This window comes from Kitasatospora sp. NPDC059327, from assembly GCF_042752535.1.
GTDB lineage: Bacteria > Actinomycetota > Actinomycetes > Streptomycetales > Streptomycetaceae > Kitasatospora.
The window spans coordinates 22,481-46,711 of sequence record NZ_JBHYYB010000062.1 but is presented as its reverse complement, the minus strand read 5'-3'; the positions used below and the strand labels follow the sequence as shown (position 1 = coordinate 46,711).

Below are 24,231 nucleotides of genomic sequence, written 5' to 3'. Positions count from 1 at the left end.
CACTCAACGTTTCCGCCATGGCGGCACGCGAAGTGACCGTCAGCCGGGAAACACTGTGTCGGAATCCCGGTCGACGGGATCGTCGTGAGGAGCGTGCGCCCGCCAGAGCCGGTCGAACGGGCGTTTCCGGCCTAGCCTCGCCACCGGGCGCGGGCCAACCCGGCTGGCCGTCAGCTCACTCGGGCCGTCGGCCCGCTACTGCAGGCGCTCTGTGACTGGAGCGGTTCGGGCGCCGCTGCCCGCCGGACGGCGAGTCACCTGGCTGAGCCCCCCGGCAGCTCGCCGTTTCGCGGTGGCCGACCAACCCCGACGTGTCCTCGACGAGGTCTCCCTCGTACCCGCTTGCGCATCTACGTCGCCTCCAGGAGGGGGACTCTGTGTCGGCTGAGCTGGCAGGCCCAGTCGGCTCCGACCAGCGGGCCGGGGGCCACGGCATCTGCCGTGGCCCATCCGGCCCCCCGTGTGGGCGTTGATCGAATGTGGCCACCCGGGGGGAGGTTTTCGTCTTCCGGCCGACCGATGAACGTCGGCCTTACACACCGAATCCGACTGCGGTGACGTGGGTGTAGCTGTCGTAATCGCTGTCGAGCTCACCGCCGAGACGCTGAAGCCGCCCGCGGCGGAGTTCTTCCACGTCTTCGGCGAGAACCTGACGATCGCCGAAATCGTCGCCCGGCCCGAGTGCGTAGTGGGGAAGGCAACCCTGCGTCAGGGGATCAAGGACGGCATGGACCCGCCGAGAGCCCGCCACCATCATCAAGGCCAGGAAGCCCCAGCCCGCTGAGACCTTCCACGTCCTCGGGGAGGAGCTGACGATCGCCGAGATCGTCGCCCAGCCCGAGTGCGTGGTCAAGCACCAGGCCCTGCGGTCCCGGATCAACACCGACATGGACCCGTAGGAAGCCGCCACCACCCCATCGCGCAACCAGGCCTCCTCCCCCACGGCCAGGTACCACCGTACGCGGCCGGGCGATAACATAGGGTTGCCGAATGCTGACCTTCCCCCGCTCCCCGGCGCTGCGGCTGGCGGCCGGCGCGCTCACCGTGGCCTCCCTACTCGGCGCCGAGGCCGCCGGGGCGCGGCCGCGCGGTCCGGAGGACACCCGGCCGATCATCACCGCGCTCACCCCCGGGCAGCGCGCGGACCTCCAGCACGTGGTCGACGAGCAGCTCGCCGGCGGCCGCGGCGGGTACCAGAGCGCGGCGAACGAGATCACCTACCCGGACGGCGCGGTGGTGGTGCTGCCGCTGCCCGGCGAGGCCCGTGCCCCGACCTGGAGCGGCGACGTCCCACGACGTGCCGCCGCGGACGCGGACTGGAAGGGCTGCCCGCACGACCCGACCTACTACTGCTTCTACCAGGACATCAACTGGGCCGGCCGGCGCCTGCAGTTCGCCGCGGTGTACGAGGAGAAGCCGGTCAGCTTCACCGACTACGGCTTCCAGGACCAGACCTCGTCGTGGGTCAACACGACCCGGAACCTGTCGGTCATCGTGGACAAGTACGGGGGCGCCACGACGTGGCGGATGCTGTGGAAGGAGACGCCCGGCTCGTTGTCGGCGTCCGTCCAGGAGCACGACCAGGCGGACCGGTTCTGGGCGGTGCGCGAGTGAGCGCCGCGCCCGGGTCGTCACGGCGCGGGCGCGGCCGGGCTGGGGGTGGCGGCGGGCGGTGCCGTCGCGGCGGGACTCGGCGGCACGGTGACGTACGTGGGGGCGGGAGCGCTCTCCTGGGCGTCGCGCAGGTAGTAGCCGCCGGCGCCCGCCAGGAGCGCGATCAGCAGGGCGGCCAGGGCCATCGTGACGTACTGAAGCTTCATGAGTGACAGCGTAGAGTGCCCAGACGAACTCCCAGCGTAGTCATCCGTGTTCCGGCCACCGTCCCGGGACGGTGGATCCTGCGGCGACACCGACCCCACGCAGGCCCCCGCCGGTACGACTACTTCCCCGGCACGGGTGAAGCCCCGCCGTGGCGCGGGCCGCCCGAGTCCGCTCCCGCTCGATGATCACCACGACGGTGATCATCGAGCGGGAGGAACGGCGGGATGGGACTCGGACGAGCGGGGTGGCGGGCGGCCGCGGTGGGATCGGTGGCGGTACTGCTGGCCGCGGCGGCGGGGATGCCGCCGGCCGTCGCGGCGGCGCCGGCCCGGCCGCTGCCGATCCGCGCGGCGGCCGGCGAGACGCTCACCGCGCGGTTCACCGAGCTGATCGACGCGCTCCCGGTCGCCGCGGAGGACCGCACCGGCTACGTCCGTACCGCGTTCAGGCACTGGAACGCCGGCCAGGACCCGGCGGACGGGTGCGACACCCGTCGTGAGGTGATCCGCTCCGAGGCGCTGGTGGCACCCGAGGTCGGCCCGAAGTGCGCGCTGGCCGGCGGCGTGTGGTTCAGCCCGTACGACGATCTCACGATCACCGACGCGGCCGGCCTGGACGTCGACCACCTGGCACCGCTCGCCGAGGCCTGGGACTCGGGCGCCTCGCGGTGGAGCGCGGCCGAGCGGGAGGCCTACGCCAACGACCAGGGCGACCCGCGCACATTGATCGCGGTCTCGGCCCGCTCGAACCGGCAGAAGGCCGACAAGGATGTCGCGCAGTGGCTGCCGACACGAAGCTACCAGTGCCAGTACGTTCAGGACTGGACCGCGGTGAAGACCCGCTGGGGTCTGTCCGTCGACCCGGTGGAACTGGCCGCGCTGCACCATGTCGCGGCCGACTGCGAGGACGTCCCGATCACCGTCACCCTTGCCCGCTGACCCGTCCGGCCGGTCAGGTCAGCTCGGCGCGGGCCGGCCGGAATGGGTGACAGCGCCGGCCGCGGCCCCTACTGTGGCTTCCCCTGATCGTTCGTACCCAGGAGGCCACCGTGACCGCTCGCCCCGCCCGCGCCCGCCGCGATTCCGTCTGGGGTCTGACCCGTGACTCCACCTGGGGCGCGATGCCGGACACCATCTGGGAGGCGACCGGGGACAGCAGTTGGGGCACGACACCACGGTGACCCCCCGGGGGTCCCGCACGCCCCGACACGGCGCCGGCCCGGCCGCCGGTCTGCTCGCCCGCGGGGCACTGCGCCGCTCGGCGGCATCGCGTTCCGGTATCGGCCGATCTGGTCGGATGCTGGAGGTATGGCCTCCTCCCGAGGATCCGCGCAGGTCCGGCTGCCGCACATCGAACCGATGCTGGCGACGACCGGGCCGCTGCCGTCCGGGCCGGGCTGGTGGGCCGAGGTGAAATGGGACGGCGCCCGGGCCATCGCCTACCTGGAGGACGAGCGGGCCCGGCTGGTCGGCCGCGCGGGCACCGACTACACCGACCGCTTCCCCGAGGTCGTCGCCGCGCTGGCCGGCGTACCCGGACCGCTGATCCTGGACGGCGAGCTGGTGGTGATGCGGGGCGGGGCGCCCTCGTTCGCCGCGTTGCAGGGCCGCGTCCACCGCACCCGCCCGGCCTCCGTCCAGGCCGGCGCCCGCGCCGCCCCCGCGCTGTTCGTGGCGTTCGACCTGCCGCACACCGACCGGCCGCTGCTCACCGAGACCTACGAGCGCCGACGCGCCGTGCTGGAGGGCCTGGACCTGGACCGGCCGGGACTGCGGGTCCCACCGACATGGACCTCGGTCACCGAGGCCGTCGCGTGGACCCGCGAACAGGGCCGTCGACGCCTACCGGGAGTTCGCCGCCGGGTCCGACGGCCTGTGGCACGTGGCCGTCCCGCTCGCCCGGCTACTGGTCAGGAACGGACAGGCCGGCGAGGCAATCGAGGTGATGCGCGGGCTCGCCGACCTCCCCGGCGGCGCGGAGAACTGGATCGTCGGCACGCTGTGCACCCTGTACGCCGACCACGGCCGGGCCCACGACGCTCTGGCCTACCTCGATGCCCTCAGGGCACGCCGCGGCGGCGAGGAGGAGTGGGAGTTCTTGGGGCCGCGGCTCGCGCTCATGGCCGGCCTCGGCCTGGTCGACGAAGCGCTGGAACTGGCCCGGGCCCACCCCGAGGGCTCCACCTGGTACGCGGCCTGGAGCGTCTCCGAGATACTCGCCGAGGCCGGGCGCACCGCGGAAGCGGTGGCGGTCCTGGAACGCGATGCTGCCACCGCCGGCGCGCGGCTCGCCGGGTACCTCATCGACCTCGGCCGCGTCCAGGACGCGGTACAGATCCTGCAACGACCGCCCGTGCCCGCCGCACCGACGCCGTCCTACTGCGAGGAGCCGCCGTTCTGACGGCACCTCCGAGGGTGGGCTGGCGCGGTCGTCGGCCCCGCTGCCCGGGCCGACGCCGGTCAGGACGACGGTGGTGAAGTGATCCATCAGCGTCTCCTCCGGGACTGTGAGCAGGTCTCGGGTGCTGCCGGCGAAGGCGCGGGCCCGGTCGGAGACCGGTGTGGTTGGGCATGGCTGAGCTCACCCGGGCCGACCTGTCCGAGGACAGCGACGAGCTGGCCGACGTCTTCACCGCAGCCTTGCGCGACGGCCGGGAGCCGGCCGCCACGCACGTACCGGCACCTGCCGACGACCGGAGTCGGGGCCGGTGTTCTCGTGGACCTACCCGTGCTCGGGGAGGTCGACCGCCAGGGCCACGTTCTTCCCGTGCTTCTCCGTAGGTTCCGTGAACGGTGCATCGCCTACGTTGGTCGATCGCCGCGGGTGACCGGCAGGAGCGGGACGAAGAAGAGGGTCCTGTGGCGCCGTCCTGCGGTAGCGGGTCGCCCAGCGTGCGGCGGTGGTGTGGCTGACCTGGAACCGTTCCGCGGCCCTGCGCAGGGGCCAGCCGTCATCGACGACACAACGCGCCAGCCGCAAGCGGCCGGTCTCGGTCAGCGGGGCATTACGGTGGGGCACGAGGGCCTCCTGAACTCGGTCGAGACGTCGCAATCCCCACCGAGCCAGAAGGCCCTCACCTGTTCAAGCACCAACCCCGCGTGTCACCAACGTCCCCGAACAACACACCTAGCGGCGCATGTAATCGGCTGTGACGGCGCGGCGAAGCCGGTCGAACGGCACGGACTCCACCGGGGGCAGCATGTAGGCATCGATGGGCAGGTGCAGGGATGCGGTGCCGTTGGCGATGGTCGGGGTTGCTGCTGGTGAAGCCGGTGGCGAGTCCACCGGGCTGCTGGCGCAGCTGCTCAGTGCCGTGAGAGCGACCAGCATGGCGATCACAGGGCTGTGGCGACACCGGCAGCCGACATGGCAGCCCCCGGGGCGGTGGAGGTGTTGCTTCCGCTCCGTCTGCGAAATGCGAGCCTCGGACTTGTGGCACCGCCTGGCCCTCAAGGAGCCGGCGGTACTACGGCGACGAACGTGCTGTGCCTCGCGTAGTGGGTCTCAGGTGGGCGGGCGGCGGTGGACAAGAGCGCGGCGCGAGTCCTTGTCCGTCGTCACGGGGACGGGCAGGTTGTTCTCCTTCAGGAGCTCCTTCGCCCTGCTCTGATGCAGGCGTTTCCCGCCGGGGAAGGTCCTGACCTCCACTTCGAAGCCGTTGGCCTCGTATCGGCCCGGGCGGGTCCGGCCGAGCGCCGCCAGGTGGTATAGCTTCTCTCTCTTCCACTGCCTCTCCTGTACGGCGGCTTCGGCGTAGCCGAGGGCGTGGGCGACGATGTCGGCGTCGGTACGCACCTCGGCGGCCTGGGCCGGCTCGGCACCCGGCCAGCACATCGACATGAACGGGCAGAAATCACAGGTGAGATCCAGGCCAGGGCCTCGGTGTGCATCGCGCGGCGCGAACGCGGGCGCCTTGGCATGCCGCAGCAGGTCCCGCACCCGAGCGTCGACGAGGGCCTCCTGCTTGGACCCGAACTCCCCGATCCACACTCCGGAGGTGCCACCGTGAATACGCGACATCGGCAGCACCGCCACCGCCTGGATCACATATCCCATCAGGCGCAGCGCCATGGCGTAGCCGTAGACCTGCAGGAGGCGCGCGCGCGAGGGTTCGTCGCCGTCGTCGCCCTGGTCGTAGCCGTGGGTCTTGAGGTCGACGAGCAGGCCGTCGCCGATGGCGAGGGTGAACAGGTCGAGTCGGCCCGGGATCTGCAGGCCGCGCGCGGTAAGGGTGACGTCGTGTTCGACGAGGGTGAGGTTGTGGCCCAGTTGGGCGGCGAGGCGGGGCAGGACCCAGTCGTGAACGGCCTGGCCGAGGTGGGAGGCGCGGTGCTCCTGGTGGGAGTGGTCGTTGGTGGGGGTGGTGTGGGCGAGTTGGTAGGCGGCGCAGCGGGTGCATCCACCGAGGCCGGAGGTGGAGAGGACCGCGGGGTCGTGGTGGTTGGTGGCGGTGGCGGTGCGGAATACCGCTGCCAGCGCGTCTTCGAGCTTGCGGCGGTGCCCTTCGAGTTCGGGTCGGTTCACTGTGCGGCGTCCGGGCAGCTGTCGCGGTGGTGGTCGACCGGGGTGTCGTCGCAGTGGCACAGGTCGGGCATTTCCGCCCGGGGGGCGATCCGGAGTGGGGTCGGGGGGCTCTGGTCGGGTTCGGATGTGGAGGGTGCGGTCGGCTTGTACAGCTGTCGGTAGATCGCGTGGGAGGAGGCCCCGAGGGTCTTCTGCGCCTCGAGGATGAGCTGTTCGTCGGCGTCCGTGAGTATGCCGTTCGCCTTGTCCTTGGCGATCTTCTTCGTGTTGCCGAGGAGGATCTGGTAGACGCCGTTCGGCTTGAGTGCGTCCGCCATGTCGCGGAGGACCTTCCAGGCGGCCTGGCGGGGTTCCGGGCTCTCGGGCGTGGCCGTCTTCGCGTGTTCGGACTGGCGGGGGGTGGGGTGGGCCCCGTCTGTGTCGGGTTGTGGGGCGGCTGGCGGCGTTGCGAGAAGCGCCGGCGTGGTGCGCTCCGGGATGGCCGTGTGGTCGTCGTGCTCGTTGGTGTCGGTCGGGTTGGTTGTGGGTCGCGCGGTGGGCGTGGTGTCCGGTGGTGTCAGTGCCTTGGTGGGTGTGGAGGCGTCGGCGGACTGCGGCGGGTTGGCAGGAGGAGTCGGATGGATGGGCGCGGGCGTTGAAGTGGTGTCACCGTGCGGCATGGGGGCTTCGTCGCCGAGTTCGGGTGTGGGAACCGGGTCCTGAAGGGGTCGCTCCGCGGTCGGGGCGCTGTTCGGGGTGGGTTGCGGGACGGCTCCGGGGGTCGCGATGGGCAGGGGGGCGGGGTCGGCGGCGAGGAGGGTGCCCCAGCCGCGGGGGGCTCCGCGTACGACGTGCGCGGCGTGGGTGTTGACGGTCAGGCTGGTGACGCGGGCGTAGAGCATCTGCTTGGGGTAACGCCGCCAGAAGTCGGCTCTCGGGCCGCTGGTCAGCTCCGCCACCAGGGCGTCGTGCATGGTGTAGGTGGTGAGGAGCTCGTTCTGGTCCGGCCTGTTCGGGTCGGTGACGGCGACGACGCAGCGGTCTTCGGTCGCTTCGACGATGCGCCAGCCCCAGCCGGCGCGGTGCAGGAGGGCCCGCTGCGTGGAGGCGTAGAGGGCCAGCCCACTCTCCTCGCTGTCGTCCGGGTAGAAGCTGTTGATGGCCTCCCAGGTCGTCAGGCCGAGGTCCTGTCCGGCCAGCAGGACGAGCACGAGGTCGACGGCGTTGCCCTTGAGCCAGCGCGGTAGTCCCCTGGCGTGCGAGAGCATTTCGGCCCTACGGACATGGCGTGCGAACTGCGGGTCGTCGTCGAAGAGGTCGGCGACGTCGGACAGCGCGGGGAACGGTGACGTGATTGTTGCGCTCATGACAGCCTCGTTTCTCGTGTTGCGCTCCGCGGACGGACCGCCGCCGGGCGGAGTCAGCAGCGTTGTCGGGGTGGATCGGGGGTCAAGCCCGCCTTGTTGAACGGGCCGCGGCGGTCAAGCCGCTCTCGCGAGGAGGCGCGCCACGCACGCCACGGCGGGTGCCTTGAGGGTCGGATGCGCAGAACCTCAGGAGACGGATTCCGGGTCACAGGGTGAGAACCAGGGGGCCTTCGATCACCGGGCACCGGCTGGCGATGAGCTCGAGGAACTCGCCGTACCCGTCGAGGTCGGCGACGGCGACGGCGTCGCCGTAGGTGATCTGGACACCCTGCTGGCTCCAGCACGTCCCGTCACTCGCGACGGGGAAGACCAGCGCGGAGGCGAAGCGGCCGTCATCGGCTCGGCCCTTGGGGTGGCCGTGGAAGTGGCCCCAGATCTCGGCTCGGAGTAGGGCCAGTTCCGGGTCAACCGCGGGTCCGTCGTCGCATCGAAGCGGGCCGGCCCCCGGCATCTCGGTGGCCTCCCGCTCCAGGCCGGCGGGCACGGCCTGGCCGAGCAGGACGTGAGAGATGACGTCGACGACCCGGTGTGGTTCGCACAGAGGCGTCAGCGGAAGGGAAACGGGGGTGTTGTTGGTGCCATCGGGACGAAGGGCCGCGGCCTGCCATCCGTGAGTGGCGGTCCAGGTGGCGACAGCGCCATGGGGAAAGCGCTCCGGGTCGAGCCTGGAGTGGCCGGCCGGCCAGGCCAGGACCGCCCCGGGGGGCGCGGTCACGCTGCCGTCGGCGGGCTCGTCGGTCTCGCCCACGGTGAACTTCCCGGGGCGCAGGCCCTCGAAGGTCAGGGCGCCGTCGACGCTGTCCAGGTAGGCCTGCCCCTTCAGGCTGCACCTCCCCAAACGCTGGCGGCTTGACGGGGCTGGCGGCAGTTCTGCCGCTCAGGCGACCCAGACCCTGCAGGACCTGTTCACCGCTCCGGAGGCCTCTGGCCAGTAGCGTTCCGTCGGAGCACTGGGCCCGACGCGCGCACGCGGGCCGAGGTCTCGTCAGCGACAGCCGGGACGGAAGCAGCCGGCAAAGCCCTCGCCCCGGCCGCGGGCCGGGGAGCACCTTATGGTGAGCAATCGTCAAGAGTTGTGGATCGGTTCATTGTCCGCGATCGCTGTCCAGAGCAGTTGGGCAAGCACCTCGGCGGGGAGGCTCCCGTCTACGATCAGGTCGCAGTGATCGCGCAGGGGTTCGATGTGCTGGTCGTGGGCAGCGCGTCGGTGGTTGAGGTAGTTCCGCAGGAGGACATCGAGGGGGAAGCCGTCCCGTAGGCACTTGCGCTCGATCTTCCGGGCCAGGCGAAGATCGGCGGGCAGGTCGACGAAGACATCGAAGCGCGCCCTTGTCGTCCGCGGGGTGACGTGGCGGGCGAACAAGCCGTCGACGATGACGACGGGTGAGTCGGCCAGGGCGGCATCGGTGTCCTCGGCGAGGCCTTCGAGGTCCAGCGAGCGGGGGTCGCCGACATCCAGTCGTTGGACCCCGGACTCATCGGGTACCCACACCCCGTGCTCGGGAGTCCGGAAGTAGTAGTCGTCGCCGTGGAGCACCCGTGCGGGTGCCTGGGGTGTGGTGGCCACCAGCGCCGCGGCGAGCGTCGTCTTCCCCGCTCCAGCTCCTCCGGTGAGCGTGACGAGCATGATTCCTCCGTGCCATCGTTGTGACAGCGAGAGGATCGCATACGGCGTGGTGCTTCATGCCACGAGGTCCGAGGAGCGCTCCGCGGCCGTCGTCCTCGTCCTGGGCGTGGTCGGGGCGGTCGGGGTGCTGGGCGAGGGCGGCGAGCAAGGTCACGCCGGCCTGCCACGCCTCGGCATGCGCGACGGGCTCCGGGACGCCGCTGCCCGGGCGTGCGCCGACAACGATACGGCCGTCCACCAGGGCCACCCAGGCCGTCGACGTCGCGCTCCGGTCGCACTCCGTCCAGCCGCGGGCCAGGCCGGCGCCGTGGTGGAGGGTGCGTGTTTTCACCGGGGTGAAGTAGGGTCTGACCCAGGTTCTGTGAGTCGACTACTCCCTGTGACTGCTTAGCCAGTCCTTTGCCAGATCGGCTCGTTCGGCCAGTTGAGCAGGTCATGCATGTCCTGGTCTTTGCCCGACAAGGCATGGACGAGGAAGGCGACGAAGCGCATGTTGTACCGTCGCCACGCGTCCCCCAGGTCTTTCCCTCGGAACCACGCCACCACCGGCCACTCCATGGGGTCTGGGCCGCTGGTGAGCCAGAAGAACTGGTCGCCTTGTATGGTGCCGCCCCAGTTGAGCAGTCCCCCCGGCTCTGGCAGGAGCGGGTACGGGCACAGGGCCGGGTCCTCGTTACGCATTTCCCGGAACACCGGACCAAGGTCATCGATGGTCCTCGACGTGAAGACGCGGAAGATTGCCCCGTCCTGCGATGTGCCCGGCCATGGCCACGGAGCGTTCACACCCAGGTAGCTGCGGACCTCTCCTGGCCCGAACTGGTCGATGAACTCGCGGTAGTCCGCGGGGAACTCAACTCCGCATGCGTCGCGCGACCGCTCCCACGGTAGCGGTGGCCCGACCGGCTCGGCCGCCAGGTCGGCCAGTTCAGCAAACTGCATCATGTCCGTGCGCATGACGTCACCTCCTTGCGGATCATGCCATCTGTCGCCGACACGTGATCAAGGGGCAAGGAGGACCCTCTTACGTAGCAGACTGAAGCCAGCGCGGCCGTACATTTGACGCTTGATCATTTTGATCCTGTTCACGGCGCCCTCGACGTGACCGGAGTTCCAGTGCGTGGTCAGTCCAGCGTGGACGGCAGGGTAGTCGCTGTTCAGGCCGTTCGCGAAGGTGCTGATCCCGGGCAGTCCCGAGGCTTTGGCTTCGGCGATCCACTCGGGCAGGCGGTCCCCGTCGAGGAGGGTGAGCATCTCGGCGAACGTGGTGACCAGGTGGGCGGTGGTGTCCAGTTCGGGGCAGTGGGCCAGGAGGGCCTTGCGCCGGATGGCATTGTCCGCCGTGAGGCCGTCGGGGTGGCGGGTGAGCCAGTCGGTGGCCTCGCGGACCGTGGGCGGGCGCGGTGGCGGCGGGCCGTCCGGGAGCAGTTCGCGCTGCTTCCATGTGGCGAGCTGGGTGTATCCGCCGCGGTAGCCCCGGGCGGTGATCTCGCCGAGCAGTGTCATGCCGCTGATTTTGCCGCCGGTCTCCTCCCATCGCCGCAGCATGTAGGGCTTGTAGACATCCGATGGGGTTTGCGGGTCAAGCCGCGATGGCCAGTTCGAGTTTGGGCGGGGCGGGGAAGGCGGTGCTCTCGCTGTAGAGCGTGCCGGTGGCCAGGCAGTGGTGAAGGCAGCCGAGGAAGCGGTTGTAGAGGTTGCGCTGGGCGGAGGTGTGGCGGTCGCCAGCCTTGCGTCGGCGGTCGTAGTGGGCTCTGGCGCCGGGCGAGGCGGTGAGGGAGGCGAAGGCCCAGACGTAGCCGACTGCGGCCAGGCGCTGGTTCTTGACCCGGCGGACCATGACGGCATGGCTCTTGCCTGAGGCTCGGGTGACGGGCGCCGATCCGGCGTAGGCCTTGAGGGCCTTGGCGTCGGCGAAGCGGTTGCGGTCGTCTCCGATCTCGGCGAGGACCCGGGCGCCGCTGAGCGCGCCGAGGCCGGGGAAGCTGGTGATGACCGCGGCGTCGGGGTGCTGCTCGAACAGCTCGAACGAGGCTTCGGCGAGGTCGTCCGCGGCGGTGCAGGCGGCCTCGAACTTGCCCAGCAGGGCCAGGGCCTGGCGGCCCATCGCGGTCTCGACCAGCGGGAGCTGGCGCATCTGCGGGACGCGCAGGGCGGTGTGCAGGCGCTCGACCTCGGCGTCGATGCCGCGCTGGCGGCTGGCGCGCTTGAGCACGGCCTTGAGCTGGGTGCGGGTGAGGCGGGCGGCTTGGCCCGGGGTGGGGGCGGCGGCCAGCAGGGTGCGGGCCAGCGGCGCGTTGAAGCCGCCGGTGATCGGCTGGACGGCGGCGAGGTAGCCGGGGAAGTACTCGCGCAGGTGCGAGCGGAGCTTGTTGCCGGCCTGGGTGCGGTCCCAGACGGCGTCCTGCTGGGCGCGGGCCAGGACGGCGACGGCCTGGGCGAGTTCGCTGTCGGCCGGTAGTGCGCGGTGAGCGTCGGCGTCGGTGCGTAGGATGTTCGCCAGCACCATCGCGTCGAGGTGGTCGGACTTCTTGCGCGAGACGGTGTGCCGCTCGCGGTAGCGGGCGGCGGCCATCGGGTTGACCGCGTAGATGGGCCGGCCAGTCGCGCGTAGACAGGCGACCAGCAGGCCACGGGAGGTCTCGATCGCCACCGGTATCCGCTCTCCGGGGTTGTCGCCGTGCTCGGCCAGGAGGTCGAGCAGCTGCTGCAGGCCAGCCGCGTCGTCTCCGATCCTGGCCCTGCCGAGGAGCTTGCCATCACCGTCGACCACGGCAACGTCGTGGTGGTCGCTGGCCCAGTCGATCCCGCAGAACACCTTCACGGGCGCCTCCCCTGTTCTTCCGTCCGATGTGCATATCCGCTGGTCGAAGACCTGCGCGGAGGCACGCGACTCCCTAATGGAAGGGCTCTGGGCCCGTCATCCGATTGGTCGTTCGTGACCCCAGCTGACCGCAGGGGCCTCGGTCTGTGCAGGAGCTCGGAGGCGTCCCGGAGAAGTGAGAGGTGCACCCTGCTGCGGGCTCGGACCACGGACATTCGATCACCCGCTCGACAGCGGCCGTGAGGGTGCCGGGCGCCGGGGCCCGCCGATCTCTTGCTGGAGGTCAGGGCCTCGTGTGTCTGTCAGGAGTGGCCCCGACGCTCGGCACCTTCACGGTCGCGTTCCTCGGCGGCGGTCAGCTGGCGCCCGGGGCCAACTCTCATCCGAGTGCTCAAGGCGCTGGGAGCCATACATGGCTCCCCGGGCGCCAGCTGATCACCGCCGAGATGAAGCCGGCGGCCGCGCTCTACAAGTAGGTCTCGGTGGACCCGGGGTCGAGAAGTGGTCCACCGGCTTCGATCCCCATTAGGGGTCGAGGATGCTGGTGCGTCCCGTCCAGCGGCCGACCAGCAGCTCGTCGGGATCTTTCGCTCTGGCCAGCCGGCGGACGGTGCCGCGGGCCAGGCCCAGTTTGCGGGCGATGACGCGCAGGCTGAACCCGTCCTGCCTGAGTGCGTGGACGGCGGCGTGCTGTTCACGCACCCGGTCGGACAGGCGTCCGGTCCGGCGGGGCTCCGCGGCGATGGGAGGCAGAACAACAGCCCTGGCAGGGCTGGATGGAGGCTGTGGTTCGGGCAGTAGGGCCCGATGCTGGAGCACGGTCTTCTCCACTGCGTCGGCGAGGTTCTGCCACAGGTGGAAGCGGTCGGCAACGTGGATCGCGTCCGGGGCGCCGAGCCGTGCGGCTTCGGCGTAGGAGGCTGAGCGGTCGCGCCAGACGATCTTCACGCCCGGGTGGTCGGCCAGCCAGCACCGGACGCTCTCGACCGTGCGGTCGGGAAGCAGGTCGACGGGGCGGCGGGTCTCGATGTCGACCAGGATCGTGGCGTAGACATGTCCCTTGCGCAGGGCGAACTCGTCGATGCCCAGCACGCGCGGCACCGCCGGCGCCGGGTCGGGAAGGGCACGTATCAGCCGCAGAAGCGTGGAACGGCTCACAGGGACCGCGAAGGTCTCGGCCAGGCGGGAGCCGGCCCGGCCGGCCAGGGCCAGGGCGAGCTGCTGGAGCGCGGCCTGCAGACTCTGAGCAGCTGGGTGACATCGTGCCGGTTGCCGCCGGTCAGAGTGATGGCGAGCGGGATGCCGTGAGCGTCGGTGATGACATGGTGCTTCGAGCCGGGTCGGGCACGGTCGACCGGGCTCGGGCCCGTTTTGGGCCACCCCGACGAGCCTGATGGTGGGAGCCGTCGATCACCGCCCGGGACCAGTCCAGCTTCCCCGCACGGTGCAGCTCGGTCAGCAGGACCTGGTGGAGCCGGTCCCACACCCCGGCCTCGTGCCAGTCCCGCAGCCGGCGCCAGCAGGTCATCCCGGAACCGAGGCCCAGCTCCCGCGGCAACCACTCCCACTGGATCCCGGTGTGCAACACGAACAGGATCCCCTGCAGACAGCCGCGATCATCCAGCGGCAACCGGCCTGGATGTCGAGACCGCCGCTGCCTCACCGGCAGCAGCGGCTCGATCCGAGCCCAGAGGTCGTCCGACACCACCCACGGCGGACCCTTCAGCTTCCCCACGGATGGACCAACGAGCAGACCGACGAGAAGACATGGCCGAACAACGGCTTTGTGTTAGCTCCTCTAAGTACCCTGCGTCCGAAGTTCTGTATGGACAGCTCGGCTCCTACACCCTCAACGCCTACACCGACGACGCGCCGCTGCACGCCCCTGGCGCTGTCAGGGGCGGAGTGGGCAAAGATCGACTGGGCGCGCTCGAACGGTGGGGCCGGCGCGGCCGCGAAGGTGACCGCCGCCGCCGTCGCGGAGGCGATCCTGGCCACGGAGACGACCCGGACACGGCCCTCGCCCGCCTGGGCGCTTCTGGGAAGAATCGCACCCCCGAGTCGGTTCTGTGACCGGCGTGGTTCGCCAGGTCGGACCGGCCCGGGGGTGCGACGGGCTCAGCAGCGGCGCTCAGCCGCGGGTTTATGTCTGGGCGAGTGTCGGGGCCGGGGCGGTCTTCTCAACGGCCGAGGGGCGGCGCAGGTAGACGGCCCAGGTGAGGGCGAAGCAGAGCGCGTACGCGGCCAGGAAGGAGGCGAAGGCGGCCGTGCCGGTCTTGGCGGTGAGGAAGGACTGCCGGAAGGCCAGGTTGATGAACAGGCCGCCGAGCGCGCCGACCGCGCCGATCACGCCGACCGCCGCTCCGGACATCTTCCGCGACCAAGCGGTGGCCGCCTCGGCGCTGTCACCTCCGGCGATCCGGTCCTGGGCCTTGGCCTCGAAGATGCCCGGGATCATCTTGTACGTCGACCCGTTGCCGAGTCCTGCGAAGACGAAGAGCCCGATGAAACCGGTCAGGAAGATCGGGAGCGACTTGATCGAGGAGGCGTAGGTCACCACGCCCGCCGCACCGGCCATGGCGAGGAAGTTCCAGAGCGTGATCCGGGCGCCGCCCCAGCGGTCGGCCAACCAGCCGCCGACCGGGCGGATCAGCGAGCCGAGCAGCGGGCCGACGAAGGTGAGCTGGGCGGCCTGCAGTGGGGTGCGGCCGAACTGGTTCTGCAGCACCAGGCCGAAAGCGAACGAGAAGCCGATGAAGCTGCCGAAGGTGCCGATGTAGAGCACCGACAGCAGCCAGGTGTGCTTCTCCCAGACGATGGCCGACAGCGAGTTGGTGTCGTTCTTCATCGGTGCCAGGTTGTCCATGAACAGTGCCGCGCAGGTCGCCGCGATGACGATGAGCGGGATGTAGATGCCGAGGACGAGCCGGGGGTGGGAGGCGCCGGCCCAGGTGATGACGCCGAGCGCGGCCAACTGGATCACCGGGACACCGATGTTGCCGCCGCCCGCGTTGAGGCCGAGCGCCCAGCCCTTGCGGCGGCTGGGGTAGAAGGCGTTGATGTTGGTCATCGAGGAGGCGAAGTTGCCGCCGCCGAGTCCGGTGAGCGCCGCGACCAGCATGAACGTGCTGTACGAGGTGCCCGGGTGCATCACGTACGCGGCGGCTAGGGCCGGCAGCAGCAGAAGGGCAGCGGAGACGACCGTCCAGTTCCGGCCGCCGAAGCGGGCCACCGCGACGGTATAGGGGATCCGGACGAATGCGCCGACCAGGGTCGGCAGGGCCACCAGGAAGAACTTCCCGGCCGGGTCGACGTGATAGTCCTTGCCCATGAAGAGCACCATCACCGACCACAGGCTCCAGATGGAGAAGCCGACGTGTTCGGAGATGATGGAGAAGACCAGGTTGCGGTTGGCGATCTTCTTTCCGGTCCGCTCCCAGAAGCCCTCGTCCTCCGGGTCCCATTCCTGGATCCAGCGTGCGCTCGTTCTCATCAGTTGCTCCTTGCCGGCCGGTACCCTGTTGTCAGCCGAGAGTAGGAGGCCGGGGTCTCCGTGGAGGTTCGTCCTGTGACGTCTGCGAAACCTTCCCCGCACGCGGCCCGGCGAGCGGTTGTGAGGCGTCGCTCAGCTCGAAGGTGATCGGCTACCTGACTGACCACAAGGGCGGCACCTGCCATCCCCGAGTCGCCCGGATCACACCGCGGCCGAGTGGTCGCCGGGCGGGTTGCCCTTTCTGCCTTTGGCGGTTCGAGGTGGTTGGCCTGTTTGTGCAGCTGACTGACGGTGCCACCCGAGAGCGCCAACGGACCAGAGAGGGCTTCGACGCCTGGCGGATCGGCCCGTACGAGCACAGCAGGCATCCGGCCGTCCCGGGACGTCCCGCCTGGATTCCCCGACACGCGGATCGCTGACCCCCGGGCCGAAGGTGGTGACCGTCGGAAGACGGCCGCGCGTGACTGCTGCCCCAGCTGACCCGGCGCCCGGCCGGCGCGGACTTCTCGCAGGACTGGTCCTGGTCCCTGGTCGGAGGCCTGCCCGCTGGTCACCGCCCTCGGGTGGCTCGGCTACCGCGGCGGCCGTACCCGCACTCTCCGCGCCCCTTACCGGCTGTCTCCGCCAGGATCAGCGACGCGGCGCAGTAGCGGCCATTGGCGCCGTGGCCGACTTCGGCACCGATGCTGCCTGCGTCCTGGAGAAATCCACCCGCTCGCCGACGTCGAGGCCCCGGACCGTCCGGCCCCGGGTGCTCGACCTCCCAGCGTCGCCACGTTCCGGACCGTCGTGATGTGCTCCGGCATCCATTCCTCCACGGGCCGACCCACTGGACGACACGCGATGAAACCAGATCCACAACCACACGCGCAGTCACCACGACTCACCGTTGGGAGTCACAACCTCCTTTTCTTCACTGCGAGTTGACTTCGAAGGGAGCCCAATCTAGTTCGGCCAACGGGACATCCGCCGCACCGTACCCCCGATCGCTTCCAGGAGCGCCGCCTCGCCCCGCTGCCCGTCCGGGCCGGCGGCCTCGGCGAGCATCGCCGACCCGGCCGGGACCGCCGGCACCGCCGCGGTATCCACCGACGCTGGCGCGTCCAGGCCCAGCCGCGCCCTGCGCTCGGCCAGCACCCCACCCGGGCTCCGCGGCACCCGCAACACCGCCGGGTCCGTGCGCCGGTCACGGGGTGCTGATCAGGCGGGGAGGCCGATGGGGCGTTCGCCGTTGCGGCGTTGCTGGATGACGACGGCGACGACGAGGAGGGCGCCTTGGGCGACGTTCTGCCAGAAGGAGTTGATGCCTTGGACGGTGAGGCCGTTTTCGAGGGCGCCGAGGAGGGCGACGGCGAGGAGGGTGCCGCCGATGCCGCCCTTGCCGCCCTTGAGGGCCGCGCCGCCGAGGGCGGCGGCGGTGATGGCCTTGAGTTCGAGGCCCTCGCTGCCGGAGACGGGCTGGCCGGAGCCGGTGCGGGCGGTGAGCAGGATGCCGGCCACGGCGGCGACGGTGCCGATGAGGGCGTAGACGGCGATCAGGTACTTGTTGATGTTGATGCCGGCGAGCCGGGCGGCGGTGTCGTTGCCGCCGATGGCGTAGAAGTTGCGGCCGATGTCGGTGTACTTGAGGAGGAGGTGGACGGCGGCGGCGGTGAGGATGAGGATCCAGACCATGACGGGGAGTCCGGCGATCTTGCCGCGGCCGAGGAAGATGAAGATGTCGTTGTTGAGGACGTAGCCCTGGGCGCGGCCGTTGGAGATGAGTTGGGCGAGGCCCTTGTAGGCGGCGAGTCCGGCGAGGGTGGCGATGGTGGGGTTGACGCGGCCGTAGACGATGATGAGGCCGTTGAGGATGCCGATGAGGATGCCGGTGCCGATGGCGGCGGCCATGCCGGTGAGGGCGTTGGAGCCGGCGGAGGTGAAGGCCATCGCGGAGACGACGGAGGCGACGCCGGCTTGGGAGCCGACGGAGATGTCGAGGCCGCCGCAGATGATGACGACGGTCTGGACGACGGCGAGCAGGCCGGTGATGGTGGCGGCTTCGGCGATGACCTGCATGTTGCCCAGGCTGAGGTAGTTGTCGTTGAGGACGCCGAAGAGGGTGAGCACGACGACCAGGGCGCCGATCAGGCTGAGGTTCTGCCCACCGACCGAGGCCAGCAGCGTGCCGCCGGTCTCCTTGCGTCGATGCGGGACGCCGTTCTTCGTGGTCGGCGGGGTACTGGTGGCGGTGCTCATGCGGAAGCTCCAGGAGTGAGGGTGGCGGCGATGTCGTCGGCCATGGCGAGGTTGAGGATGGCTTCCTCGTTCGCGTGGGCGCGGTCGAGTTCGCCGGTGATGCGGCCGTTCTGCATGACGAGGATGCGGTCGGCGAGGCCGAGGACTTCGGGGAGTTCGGAGGAGATGACGAGGACGGCGACGCCTTCCTTGGCGAGGTCGGCGATGATCTGGTAGATCTCGGCCTTGGCGCCGACGTCGATGCCGCGGGTGGGTTCGTCGAGGATGAGGACCTTGGGTTTGCGGGCGAGCCAGCGGGCGAGGACGACCTTCTGCTGGTTGCCGCCGGAGAGTTTGCGGACCTCGTGCTCGATGGACGGGGTGCGCACGCGGAGGCGGTCGGTGTATTCCTGGGCGAGTTCGCGTTCGGCGGCGCGTTTGACGAAGCGGAAGCGGCGCAGGCGTTCCAGGACGACGGTGGAGGTGTTGTCGCGGATGGAGCGGTGGAGGAAGAGGGCCTGGGCCTTGCGTTCCTCGGGGGCGAGGCCGAGGCCGGCGCGGATGACGGCGCCGGGGTCGCCGGAGGGCAGGCGTTGGCCGTCGAGGGTGACGGTGCCGGTGTGGATGGGGAGGTCTCCGGCCAGGGCGAGGGCGAGTTCGGAGCGTCCGGCGCCGATGAGTCCGGCGAGGCCGACGACTTCGCCGGCGTGGATCTGGAGGTCGATGTCGTGGACGGCGTCGGTGGTGACGCCTCGGACGTCGAGGACGAGGCGGTCGGTGGCGACGTGTTCGCGGGAGAACATGGTGGTGAGGTCGCGGCCGACCATGAGGCGGACGAGGTCGCCCTCGGTGGTGGTGGCGGCGTTCTGGATGCCGGCGAGGGTGCCGTCGCGCAGGACGGCGATGCGGTCGGCGAGTTGGAAGATCTCCTGCATGCGGTGGGAGACGTAGATGACGGCGACGCCCTGGTCGCGCAGGCGGCGGATGAGGGCGAAGAGTGCGTCGACCTCGTGCTCGGAGAGGGAGGAGGTGGGTTCGTCGAAGGCGATGACCTTGGCCTCGCCGGTGAGGGCGCGCAGGATTTCGACCAGTTGGCGCTGGGCGGGGGTGAGTTGGGAGCCGAGGAGGTCGGGGTCGAGGACCTTGTCGAAGCCCAGGCGTGTGAGGTCGGTGGTGATGCGGCGGCGTAGTTCGGCGCGGTCCAGGCGGCGGCCGGTGGTGCGGGGCAGTGAGCCGGCGTAGACGTTCTCGGCGACGGAGACGTGCGGGATGATCTCCGGTTCCTGCGGAATGATCCGGATCCCCGCCCGGCGGGCGTCGGTCGGCGAGGACAGCGCGAGGGGCCGGCCGTCGATCAGGACGTGACCCTCGGTGGGCTGGTGGTCGCCGGTGAGGATCTTGAGCAGGGTGGATTTGCCGGCGCCGTTCTCGCCCATGAGGGCGGTGACCTGGCCGGCGGGGAAGTCGAGGGTGACGCCGCCGAGGGCCTGGACCGCGCCGAACCGCTTGGTGACCTGGTGGACGCCGGCGCTGCCCGCGGGGGTCGCGTCGGTCGGCGGGCGGTGGGGGATCCTGCCGCGGTCACGACGAACAGGTGGGCGAGAATACGGGTTGGGCTGCGCTCGGCTCATGGTGGTCACCTTGAAGGGTTTGCAGAGGTTGGTGTGAGGTGGTTTCTCAGGCTGGCGGGCTCGGTTGGGAGGCAGCGCGGGTGGTGCCGGCCGACTTCGCTGGCCACTGGTGGGGCTGCTGGGTTCGCGGGGGCGTCGCGTGGCACCGAAGGCTGTTCGCGGATGTCAGGCGCATCCTCAGCGATTCGCCGGATCCTGCGCTGGTCGGTCACAGTGCAGCTTTGCGGGGCGCGCGGGCGTTCCGCCCTAACTCGTGGTGTCAGGGGCTCGTCGTCCCTGGTCGGGTAGACGGGAGGTTGGCCTGGCCGTCCGAGGATGTCGAGGTGAGCGTTGTGACCGTGGGCGGCGCCACCGGTTTGTTGGATGCAGCGTCGACGGCCTCGGCAGGAGCCCGCCATTCGACGACGCCTGGGGTGTCACGGCCGCCGTTGGGTGGGTTGAGTGGACGGGGTCGCGATCCGGCAGGGTTGGTGTCGAAGATCGTCCATCGGGTGGGAACGGGCGGTGTGGTCACGAGTACGAAGTGTTTCGCCCGGGTGGGAGGAGCGCTGGATACCTGGGTGAGAGGGACATAGGAAGCTCTGCCTGTCGGCCGGGTGGTCACGGGCCAGGCCGAGCGGTGCCCGGTGGATTGCCCGGGAGGGAGGGGCCAGCTCCGTCCGATGTCTGTCGGGACGTCCGACGGAGCTGCCCCGGGAGTCTCCAAGACCGTGGTGTTCGGGTCGTGGGAGGTGTGGGTTGGTGGGGTCAGTTGCAGGTGGCGCCGCTGGCCTTGAAGGTCGTGGGGTCGACCATGGTGGTGGGGGCGAACGCTTCGGCGGGCATGTCCTTGCCGTTCTTGAGCTTGTCGTAGAGGGTTTGGACGGCCAGGGCGCCGACGTCCTTTCCGTTGATGAAGAGGGCGGCCTTCATGCCGGTGGGCTTGCCGCTGTTCCAGTTCTTGCACGCGAGGTAGGCGCCGAGGCCGACGCCTATGATGTTGTCGGCCTTGAAGCCGGCGTTCTCCAGCGCGGTGACGCCTCCCTGAACGTTCTCGTCGTTGCATCCCCAGACGATCCAGTTCTTCACGCCGGGGTTGGCGGTGACGGTGGCGGCGATCTTGTCCTGGGCTCCGGTGGGGGTGTTGTCGGTGGCGACGTCGATCTTCTGGACGCCGGCGCCGGCTCCGGTGGAGAAGGCTTCCTTGGCCGCGTTGACGCGGTCAGTGCAGACGGTGACGTCCTGCTTCCATGCGGCGATGATGCGGGTTTCGGCGGGACTCCAGCCGGCCTTCTGGTACTCATCGGCGGCGCGCTTGCCGACCTCGCCGCCCATTTGCGCGCCGGAGAAGCCGATCCGGGGAACGAGGTCGGTCTTCGCGCACCGGGCCGGGTCGGGGCCGCTGGTGCAGATCTGGTCGTCCGAGGTGAGCAGGGCGACCTTGGCGTCCCTGGCCGCCTGCACGATCTGGGGGCCCACTGCCGGGTCCGGGACGACAACGATCAGGCCGTTGGTCTTCTGGGCGATGGCGGACTGGACCTCGCTGACGGTCTTGTTCGCGTCACTGCCCAGGTTGACGACGTTCAGCTCCACGCCGAGTTCGGCAGCCTTGGCCTTCGCGCCCGCCGCCTCTCCGATGAAGTACTCCTGGTCGCCCTGCTTCTGCAGGTAGGTCATCGAGATCTTGCCGCTCGCCGGGGCGACCGACGCCCCCGCCGCTGAGGACGAGGAGGACTGCTGGCCGGTGGAACACGCGGCCAGCCCGAGAGCAGCTGTCGTTGCGATGGCGACGGCTGCCATGGCTCTGGAGGTGCGTGAAGGGCTCATGGATGGCTTCCTTAGCATCTTCGGCTTGTCGAACGAGGTGCGCCGACGAAGGCGGTGGGCGGGAGACCTCGTGGGGGATCGAGGCCTGCTGGGGGCCTGGAGAACGGAGCGGACTCCGGCGGTCGATGGCCCGGCCCGTAGCGGGGCCACGGGTCCTTGGTAGGCCTGGACCGATGCTGATACTTAGCAGCTATGCTGTCAAGCGATCGGGGTGGATCGTGCGGATGCCTACTGCGACGCGGACAGAGAGCCCCGGACAGTGCCCTGAGACCTGTGAGTGGGACCGGGAAGAAGGCGCATGGCGAGGGGGCGGAGCTCCTCCTGCACCGGGCAGACCTCCTTTCGGCATGCTCGCGGGATGGGTGCTGCTCGGAGGTGTCGCGGACCCCGGCGTGAGGCGGGCTGTTCAAGAACGGTCGTCGAGCCGATGGCGGAGCTGGCACCGGATCAGGCGCGCGCGAAGCTGCCGCGCGGTGACCGCGAAGCCGAGTTCCTCACAGGCCTGCCTGTGCTACTCGCCGATCCCGGTGAACGCGAGGGACGTTGGTCGGGTCGTCGGTCAGCGTGGTGTGTAGGCGGCTGCTGGTGGTGCCGCGGTGTCGACGGTGGTGCGGAGGACGCTTCCCGACAGGCTGGGGTCGGTGGTGAGGCCGTACCGGGCGGTGGTGATGCAGAGGGTGCCGGTGGGGGTGGGGCAGACGGAGGTGGGTTGGGGGGCGGGGCCGGGGGGTGTGGAGGAGGCGTCCGGTGAGGATGTCGGTGAAGGTCAGGCGGTTGTCGACCCAGCGGGCGCCTTCGGCGAGTTGGTGGGTCCCGCGGGCCCGGACGGTGACGGTGTGGGACACGGGGGTCCTCGGGTTCAGCGCAGGGTGGTGCCGGTGGGGGTGTCGAGGAGGGTGAGGTCGGTGCGGGTGGGCAGGCCCTCCCAGTCGCCGCGGGTGGCGACGGCGAAGGCGGCGGTGTCGGTGGCGCGGTGGAGGCGTTGTGCGGTGGTGAGGCCGTCGAGGAGTGCGGAGAGGTAGCCGGCGACGAAGGCGTCGCCGGCGCCGATGACGTCCACGACGGGGACGGGGCGGGCGGGGGCGCGGGCGGTGGTGTCGGTGGTGGTGACGGAGGCTCCGGCGGCGCCGCGGGTGATGACGATCTCGCGGGTGCCCCGGTCGAGGAGGGCGGCGACGGTGTCCGCCTCGTCGCGGGTGGGGTCGTCGGCGACCAGGTGGAGTTCGTCGGCGGAGGCGATGAGGATGTCGGCGGTGCGGGCCAGTGGCAGCAGGGTCCGGCGGGCCCGGTCGCCGGTCCACAGGCGGGCGCGGTGATTGATGTCGAGGCTGACGGTGATGCCGAGTTCGCGGGCGCGGGCGGCGGCGGCCTGGACGGTTCGGGTGGCGGAGGGGCCGAGGGCGGGGGTGATGCCGGTGAGGTGGAGGACGCGGACGCCGGGGTGCAGGGCGGGCAGGACATCCTCGGGTGTCAGGGCGGATCCGGCGGAGCGCTCGCGGTAGTAGTGGACGCCGGCGAGGTCGCCGATGCCGTCCTCGCGTACCAGGAGGCCGGTGGGGCGGCCGTCGGTGTCGACGTGGGTGTGGGTGGTGTCGATGCCTTCGGCGCGCAGGGTGCGCAGGACGAGGGTGCCGAAGGGGTCGGCGCCGATGCGGCCGACCCAGCGGGCGCGGTGGCCGAGTCGGGCGAGGCCGATGGCGACGTTGGCCTCGGCTCCGGCGACGGACAGTTCCATGGGTGGGGCGAGTCTGATCGGTCCGGTGGCGCGCAGGGCGGCCATGGCTTCGCCGACGGTCACCACTTCGGGTGCGGCGGTCACGGGGCCACCACCGCGCCGAGGGTCCTGCGCCAGTGCGCGGCGCGGGCGCGCAGGGCGTGCTGGTCGCCGCCGTCGGGGGCGTCGCCGGTCAGGGGCGAGCCCACGCCGACGGCGGCGGCTCCGGCGTTGAGGTGGGCGAGGGCGGTGGCGGCGTCGATCCCGCCGACGGGGATGAACGGGGTGTCGGGGAAGGGTGCGCGAAGTGCGGCGAGGTGGGCGGGGCCGCCGAGGGAGGCGGGGAAGAGTTTGACGGCGAGGGCGCCGTGCCGGGTGGCTGCCATGACTTCGGTGGGTGTCAGGGCACCCATCAGGACGGGCGGGTGTCCGGGGCCGTGGGGCAGGTCGGTGACGAGGCCAGGGGTGACGAGGAAGCCGGCTCCGGCTTCGGTGGCGCGGGCGGCGTCCTCGGCGGTCAGGACGGTGCCGGCGCCGAGGTGGGCGTCGGGGCCGAGTGCGCGGCGGGCCTGCTGGATCACCCACAGGGCGTCGGTGGTGGTGAGGGAGACCTCGCTGGCGGTGAGGCCCTCCTCGGCGAGGGTGAGCACGGTGCGCAGGGCGGCGTCGCGGTCGGTGCCGCGGACGATGACGAGGGTGCGGTACGGCAGTTCGGTCGGATTCACTGGAATCTTCCGGGTAGTGGGGTAGCCACAGGTACGGAAAGCGGAGAGCCGGTCGCGCATCGTCGTCGTGCGCTCCGCTGGCTCCCTATTTATAACTACCTCGCAGCCTAGCTGCCAAGTAGCCGGGACGACTCTCGGGGAGCTACTGCGAGCGCCACCCTTCAGCGGTGCAGGGGTGCGCCACTTTCCAGTGGGCGTGAGAGCGCGGTCGGAGGCGCTCCGTCACGGGCGCGGACCTGTGCGCCGGAGGGAGGGAGATCGTGCACGGCGAACCTGAGCGCTGCTTGTCCGCCGGAGTTGGACCAGCGTGCTGTGCAACTGGCTGGCGCCTCACGGGCCTCACCACCGTCCCGCATGGCGCCCGGTCCGGCGGCGGTCTCACTTCCAACGCCAGGGCCGGCCGTCGGCATGGCCGGTCCGGGCGTGGCCGGGCCGACCAGTGGTGC

The 24,231-nt window shown here is 70.7% G+C and carries 23 protein-coding genes and 3 pseudogenes; 6 read left to right on the top strand and 20 right to left on the bottom strand.

The window, feature by feature from the left end; genetic code table 11:
- Positions 1–532 precede the first annotated feature (532 nt).
- Positions 533–925 (bottom strand): hypothetical protein, encoded by a 393-nt coding sequence (locus ACFXHB_RS30270; protein WP_380577853.1) that lies wholly within the window; start codon positions 923–925, stop codon positions 533–535.
- A gap of 65 nt (positions 926–990) precedes the next feature.
- Here ACFXHB_RS30270 and ACFXHB_RS30265 point away from each other — a divergent pair, with 65 nt between their 5' ends.
- On the top strand, positions 991–1,614 hold the full coding sequence (locus ACFXHB_RS30265; protein WP_380577851.1) for a peptidase inhibitor family I36 protein: 624 nt from the start codon (positions 991–993) through the stop codon (positions 1,612–1,614).
- Between the two features lie 17 nt (positions 1,615–1,631).
- Here the strand turns inward: ACFXHB_RS30265 and ACFXHB_RS30260 are convergent, their stop codons facing one another.
- Positions 1,632–1,820, bottom strand: a complete 189-nt coding sequence (locus tag ACFXHB_RS30260) for a hypothetical protein (RefSeq protein WP_380577850.1) — start codon at positions 1,818–1,820, stop codon at positions 1,632–1,634.
- 225 nt (positions 1,821–2,045) lie between these two features.
- On the opposite strand from ACFXHB_RS30260, the gene ACFXHB_RS30255 reads away from it, so the two are divergent.
- From ACFXHB_RS30255 to ACFXHB_RS30240, 4 genes and pseudogenes are all read left to right on the top strand, one after another.
- The gene (locus ACFXHB_RS30255; protein WP_380577849.1) at positions 2,046–2,759 is read left to right on the top strand and encodes an HNH endonuclease family protein; all 714 of its coding nucleotides are present in this window, start codon (positions 2,046–2,048) and stop codon (positions 2,757–2,759) included.
- 110 nt (positions 2,760–2,869) lie between these two features.
- On the top strand, positions 2,870–3,001 hold the full coding sequence (locus tag ACFXHB_RS30250) for a hypothetical protein (protein WP_380577848.1): 132 nt from the start codon (positions 2,870–2,872) through the stop codon (positions 2,999–3,001).
- Between the two features lie 127 nt (positions 3,002–3,128).
- Positions 3,129–3,554: pseudogene (locus ACFXHB_RS30245) on the top strand (ATP-dependent DNA ligase); the annotation flags it as partial.
- 148 nt (positions 3,555–3,702) lie between these two features.
- On the top strand, positions 3,703–4,221 hold the full coding sequence (locus tag ACFXHB_RS30240) for a tetratricopeptide repeat protein (protein ID WP_380577847.1): 519 nt from the start codon (positions 3,703–3,705) through the stop codon (positions 4,219–4,221).
- A 467-nt stretch (positions 4,222–4,688) separates the two neighbouring features.
- On the opposite strand, the pseudogene ACFXHB_RS30235 reads toward ACFXHB_RS30240, so the two are convergent.
- The 9 genes and pseudogenes from ACFXHB_RS30235 to ACFXHB_RS30195 form a co-directional block, all read right to left on the bottom strand.
- Positions 4,689–4,839, bottom strand: a pseudogene (locus ACFXHB_RS30235) (helix-turn-helix domain-containing protein); the annotation flags it as partial.
- Positions 4,840–4,947: 108 nt separating this feature from the next.
- Positions 4,948–5,160, bottom strand: a complete 213-nt coding sequence (locus ACFXHB_RS30230) for a hypothetical protein (protein ID WP_380577846.1) — start codon at positions 5,158–5,160, stop codon at positions 4,948–4,950.
- 165 nt (positions 5,161–5,325) lie between these two features.
- On the bottom strand, positions 5,326–6,345 hold the full coding sequence (locus ACFXHB_RS30225) for a PD-(D/E)XK nuclease family protein (protein WP_380577845.1): 1,020 nt from the start codon (positions 6,343–6,345) through the stop codon (positions 5,326–5,328).
- Positions 6,342–7,691, bottom strand: coding sequence for a hypothetical protein (locus tag ACFXHB_RS30220; RefSeq protein ID WP_380577844.1), 1,350 nt, complete (start codon positions 7,689–7,691; stop codon positions 6,342–6,344). Before ACFXHB_RS30220 ends, ACFXHB_RS30225 begins: the two co-directional genes overlap by 4 nt.
- A 205-nt stretch (positions 7,692–7,896) precedes the next feature.
- Entirely contained in the window at positions 7,897–8,589 is a 693-nt protein-coding gene (locus ACFXHB_RS30215; protein ID WP_380577843.1) for a hypothetical protein, read from the bottom strand.
- Positions 8,590–8,817: 228 nt separating this feature from the next.
- The gene (locus ACFXHB_RS30210; RefSeq protein ID WP_380577842.1) at positions 8,818–9,378 is read right to left on the bottom strand and encodes a uridine kinase; all 561 of its coding nucleotides are present in this window, start codon (positions 9,376–9,378) and stop codon (positions 8,818–8,820) included.
- A 387-nt stretch (positions 9,379–9,765) separates the two neighbouring features.
- On the bottom strand, positions 9,766–10,332 hold the full coding sequence (locus ACFXHB_RS30205) for a hypothetical protein (protein WP_380577841.1): 567 nt from the start codon (positions 10,330–10,332) through the stop codon (positions 9,766–9,768).
- Between the two features lie 45 nt (positions 10,333–10,377).
- Positions 10,378–10,881 (bottom strand): transposase, encoded by a 504-nt coding sequence (locus ACFXHB_RS30200; RefSeq protein WP_380577840.1) that lies wholly within the window; start codon positions 10,879–10,881, stop codon positions 10,378–10,380.
- A gap of 76 nt (positions 10,882–10,957) precedes the next feature.
- Positions 10,958–12,199 carry an IS110 family transposase gene (locus ACFXHB_RS30195; RefSeq protein ID WP_380577839.1) on the bottom strand — a complete coding sequence of 414 codons (1,242 nt, stop codon included), beginning with the start codon at positions 12,197–12,199 and terminating at the stop codon, positions 10,958–10,960.
- A gap of 293 nt (positions 12,200–12,492) precedes the next feature.
- Between ACFXHB_RS30195 and ACFXHB_RS30190 the strand changes: the two genes are divergently transcribed.
- Positions 12,493–12,675 carry a hypothetical protein gene (locus ACFXHB_RS30190; protein ID WP_380577838.1) on the top strand — a complete coding sequence of 61 codons (183 nt, stop codon included), beginning with the start codon at positions 12,493–12,495 and terminating at the stop codon, positions 12,673–12,675.
- A gap of 49 nt (positions 12,676–12,724) precedes the next feature.
- On the opposite strand, the gene ACFXHB_RS30185 is transcribed toward ACFXHB_RS30190, so the two are convergent.
- The 9 genes and pseudogenes from ACFXHB_RS30185 to ACFXHB_RS30145 form a co-directional block, all read right to left on the bottom strand.
- The gene (locus ACFXHB_RS30185) at positions 12,725–13,357 is read right to left on the bottom strand and encodes a transposase (RefSeq protein WP_380577837.1); all 633 of its coding nucleotides are present in this window, start codon (positions 13,355–13,357) and stop codon (positions 12,725–12,727) included.
- 86 nt (positions 13,358–13,443) lie between these two features.
- Positions 13,444–13,925, bottom strand: a pseudogene (locus ACFXHB_RS30180) (IS5 family transposase); the annotation flags it as partial.
- 417 nt (positions 13,926–14,342) lie between these two features.
- Complete coding sequence (locus ACFXHB_RS30175; RefSeq protein ID WP_380577836.1) at positions 14,343–15,692, bottom strand: nitrate/nitrite transporter; 1,350 nt, start codon at positions 15,690–15,692, stop codon at positions 14,343–14,345.
- Between the two features lie 945 nt (positions 15,693–16,637).
- Positions 16,638–16,850: a hypothetical protein gene (locus ACFXHB_RS30170; protein ID WP_380577835.1), complete on the bottom strand. Its 213-nt coding sequence runs from the start codon at positions 16,848–16,850 to the stop codon at positions 16,638–16,640.
- A 42-nt stretch (positions 16,851–16,892) separates the two neighbouring features.
- Positions 16,893–17,930 (bottom strand): ABC transporter permease, encoded by a 1,038-nt coding sequence (locus tag ACFXHB_RS30165; RefSeq protein WP_380577833.1) that lies wholly within the window; start codon positions 17,928–17,930, stop codon positions 16,893–16,895.
- The gene (locus tag ACFXHB_RS30160) at positions 17,927–19,540 is read right to left on the bottom strand and encodes a sugar ABC transporter ATP-binding protein (protein WP_380577832.1); all 1,614 of its coding nucleotides are present in this window, start codon (positions 19,538–19,540) and stop codon (positions 17,927–17,929) included. Before ACFXHB_RS30160 ends, ACFXHB_RS30165 begins: the two co-directional genes overlap by 4 nt.
- Positions 19,541–20,287: 747 nt before the next feature.
- Positions 20,288–21,346 (bottom strand): substrate-binding domain-containing protein, encoded by a 1,059-nt coding sequence (locus tag ACFXHB_RS30155; protein WP_380577831.1) that lies wholly within the window; start codon positions 21,344–21,346, stop codon positions 20,288–20,290.
- An 859-nt stretch (positions 21,347–22,205) separates the two neighbouring features.
- Positions 22,206–23,165, bottom strand: a complete 960-nt coding sequence (locus ACFXHB_RS30150) for a sugar kinase (RefSeq protein ID WP_380577830.1) — start codon at positions 23,163–23,165, stop codon at positions 22,206–22,208.
- Complete coding sequence (locus ACFXHB_RS30145) at positions 23,162–23,791, bottom strand: bifunctional 4-hydroxy-2-oxoglutarate aldolase/2-dehydro-3-deoxy-phosphogluconate aldolase (RefSeq protein WP_380577862.1); 630 nt, start codon at positions 23,789–23,791, stop codon at positions 23,162–23,164. Before ACFXHB_RS30145 ends, ACFXHB_RS30150 begins: the two co-directional genes overlap by 4 nt.
- Positions 23,792–24,231 lie beyond the last annotated feature (440 nt).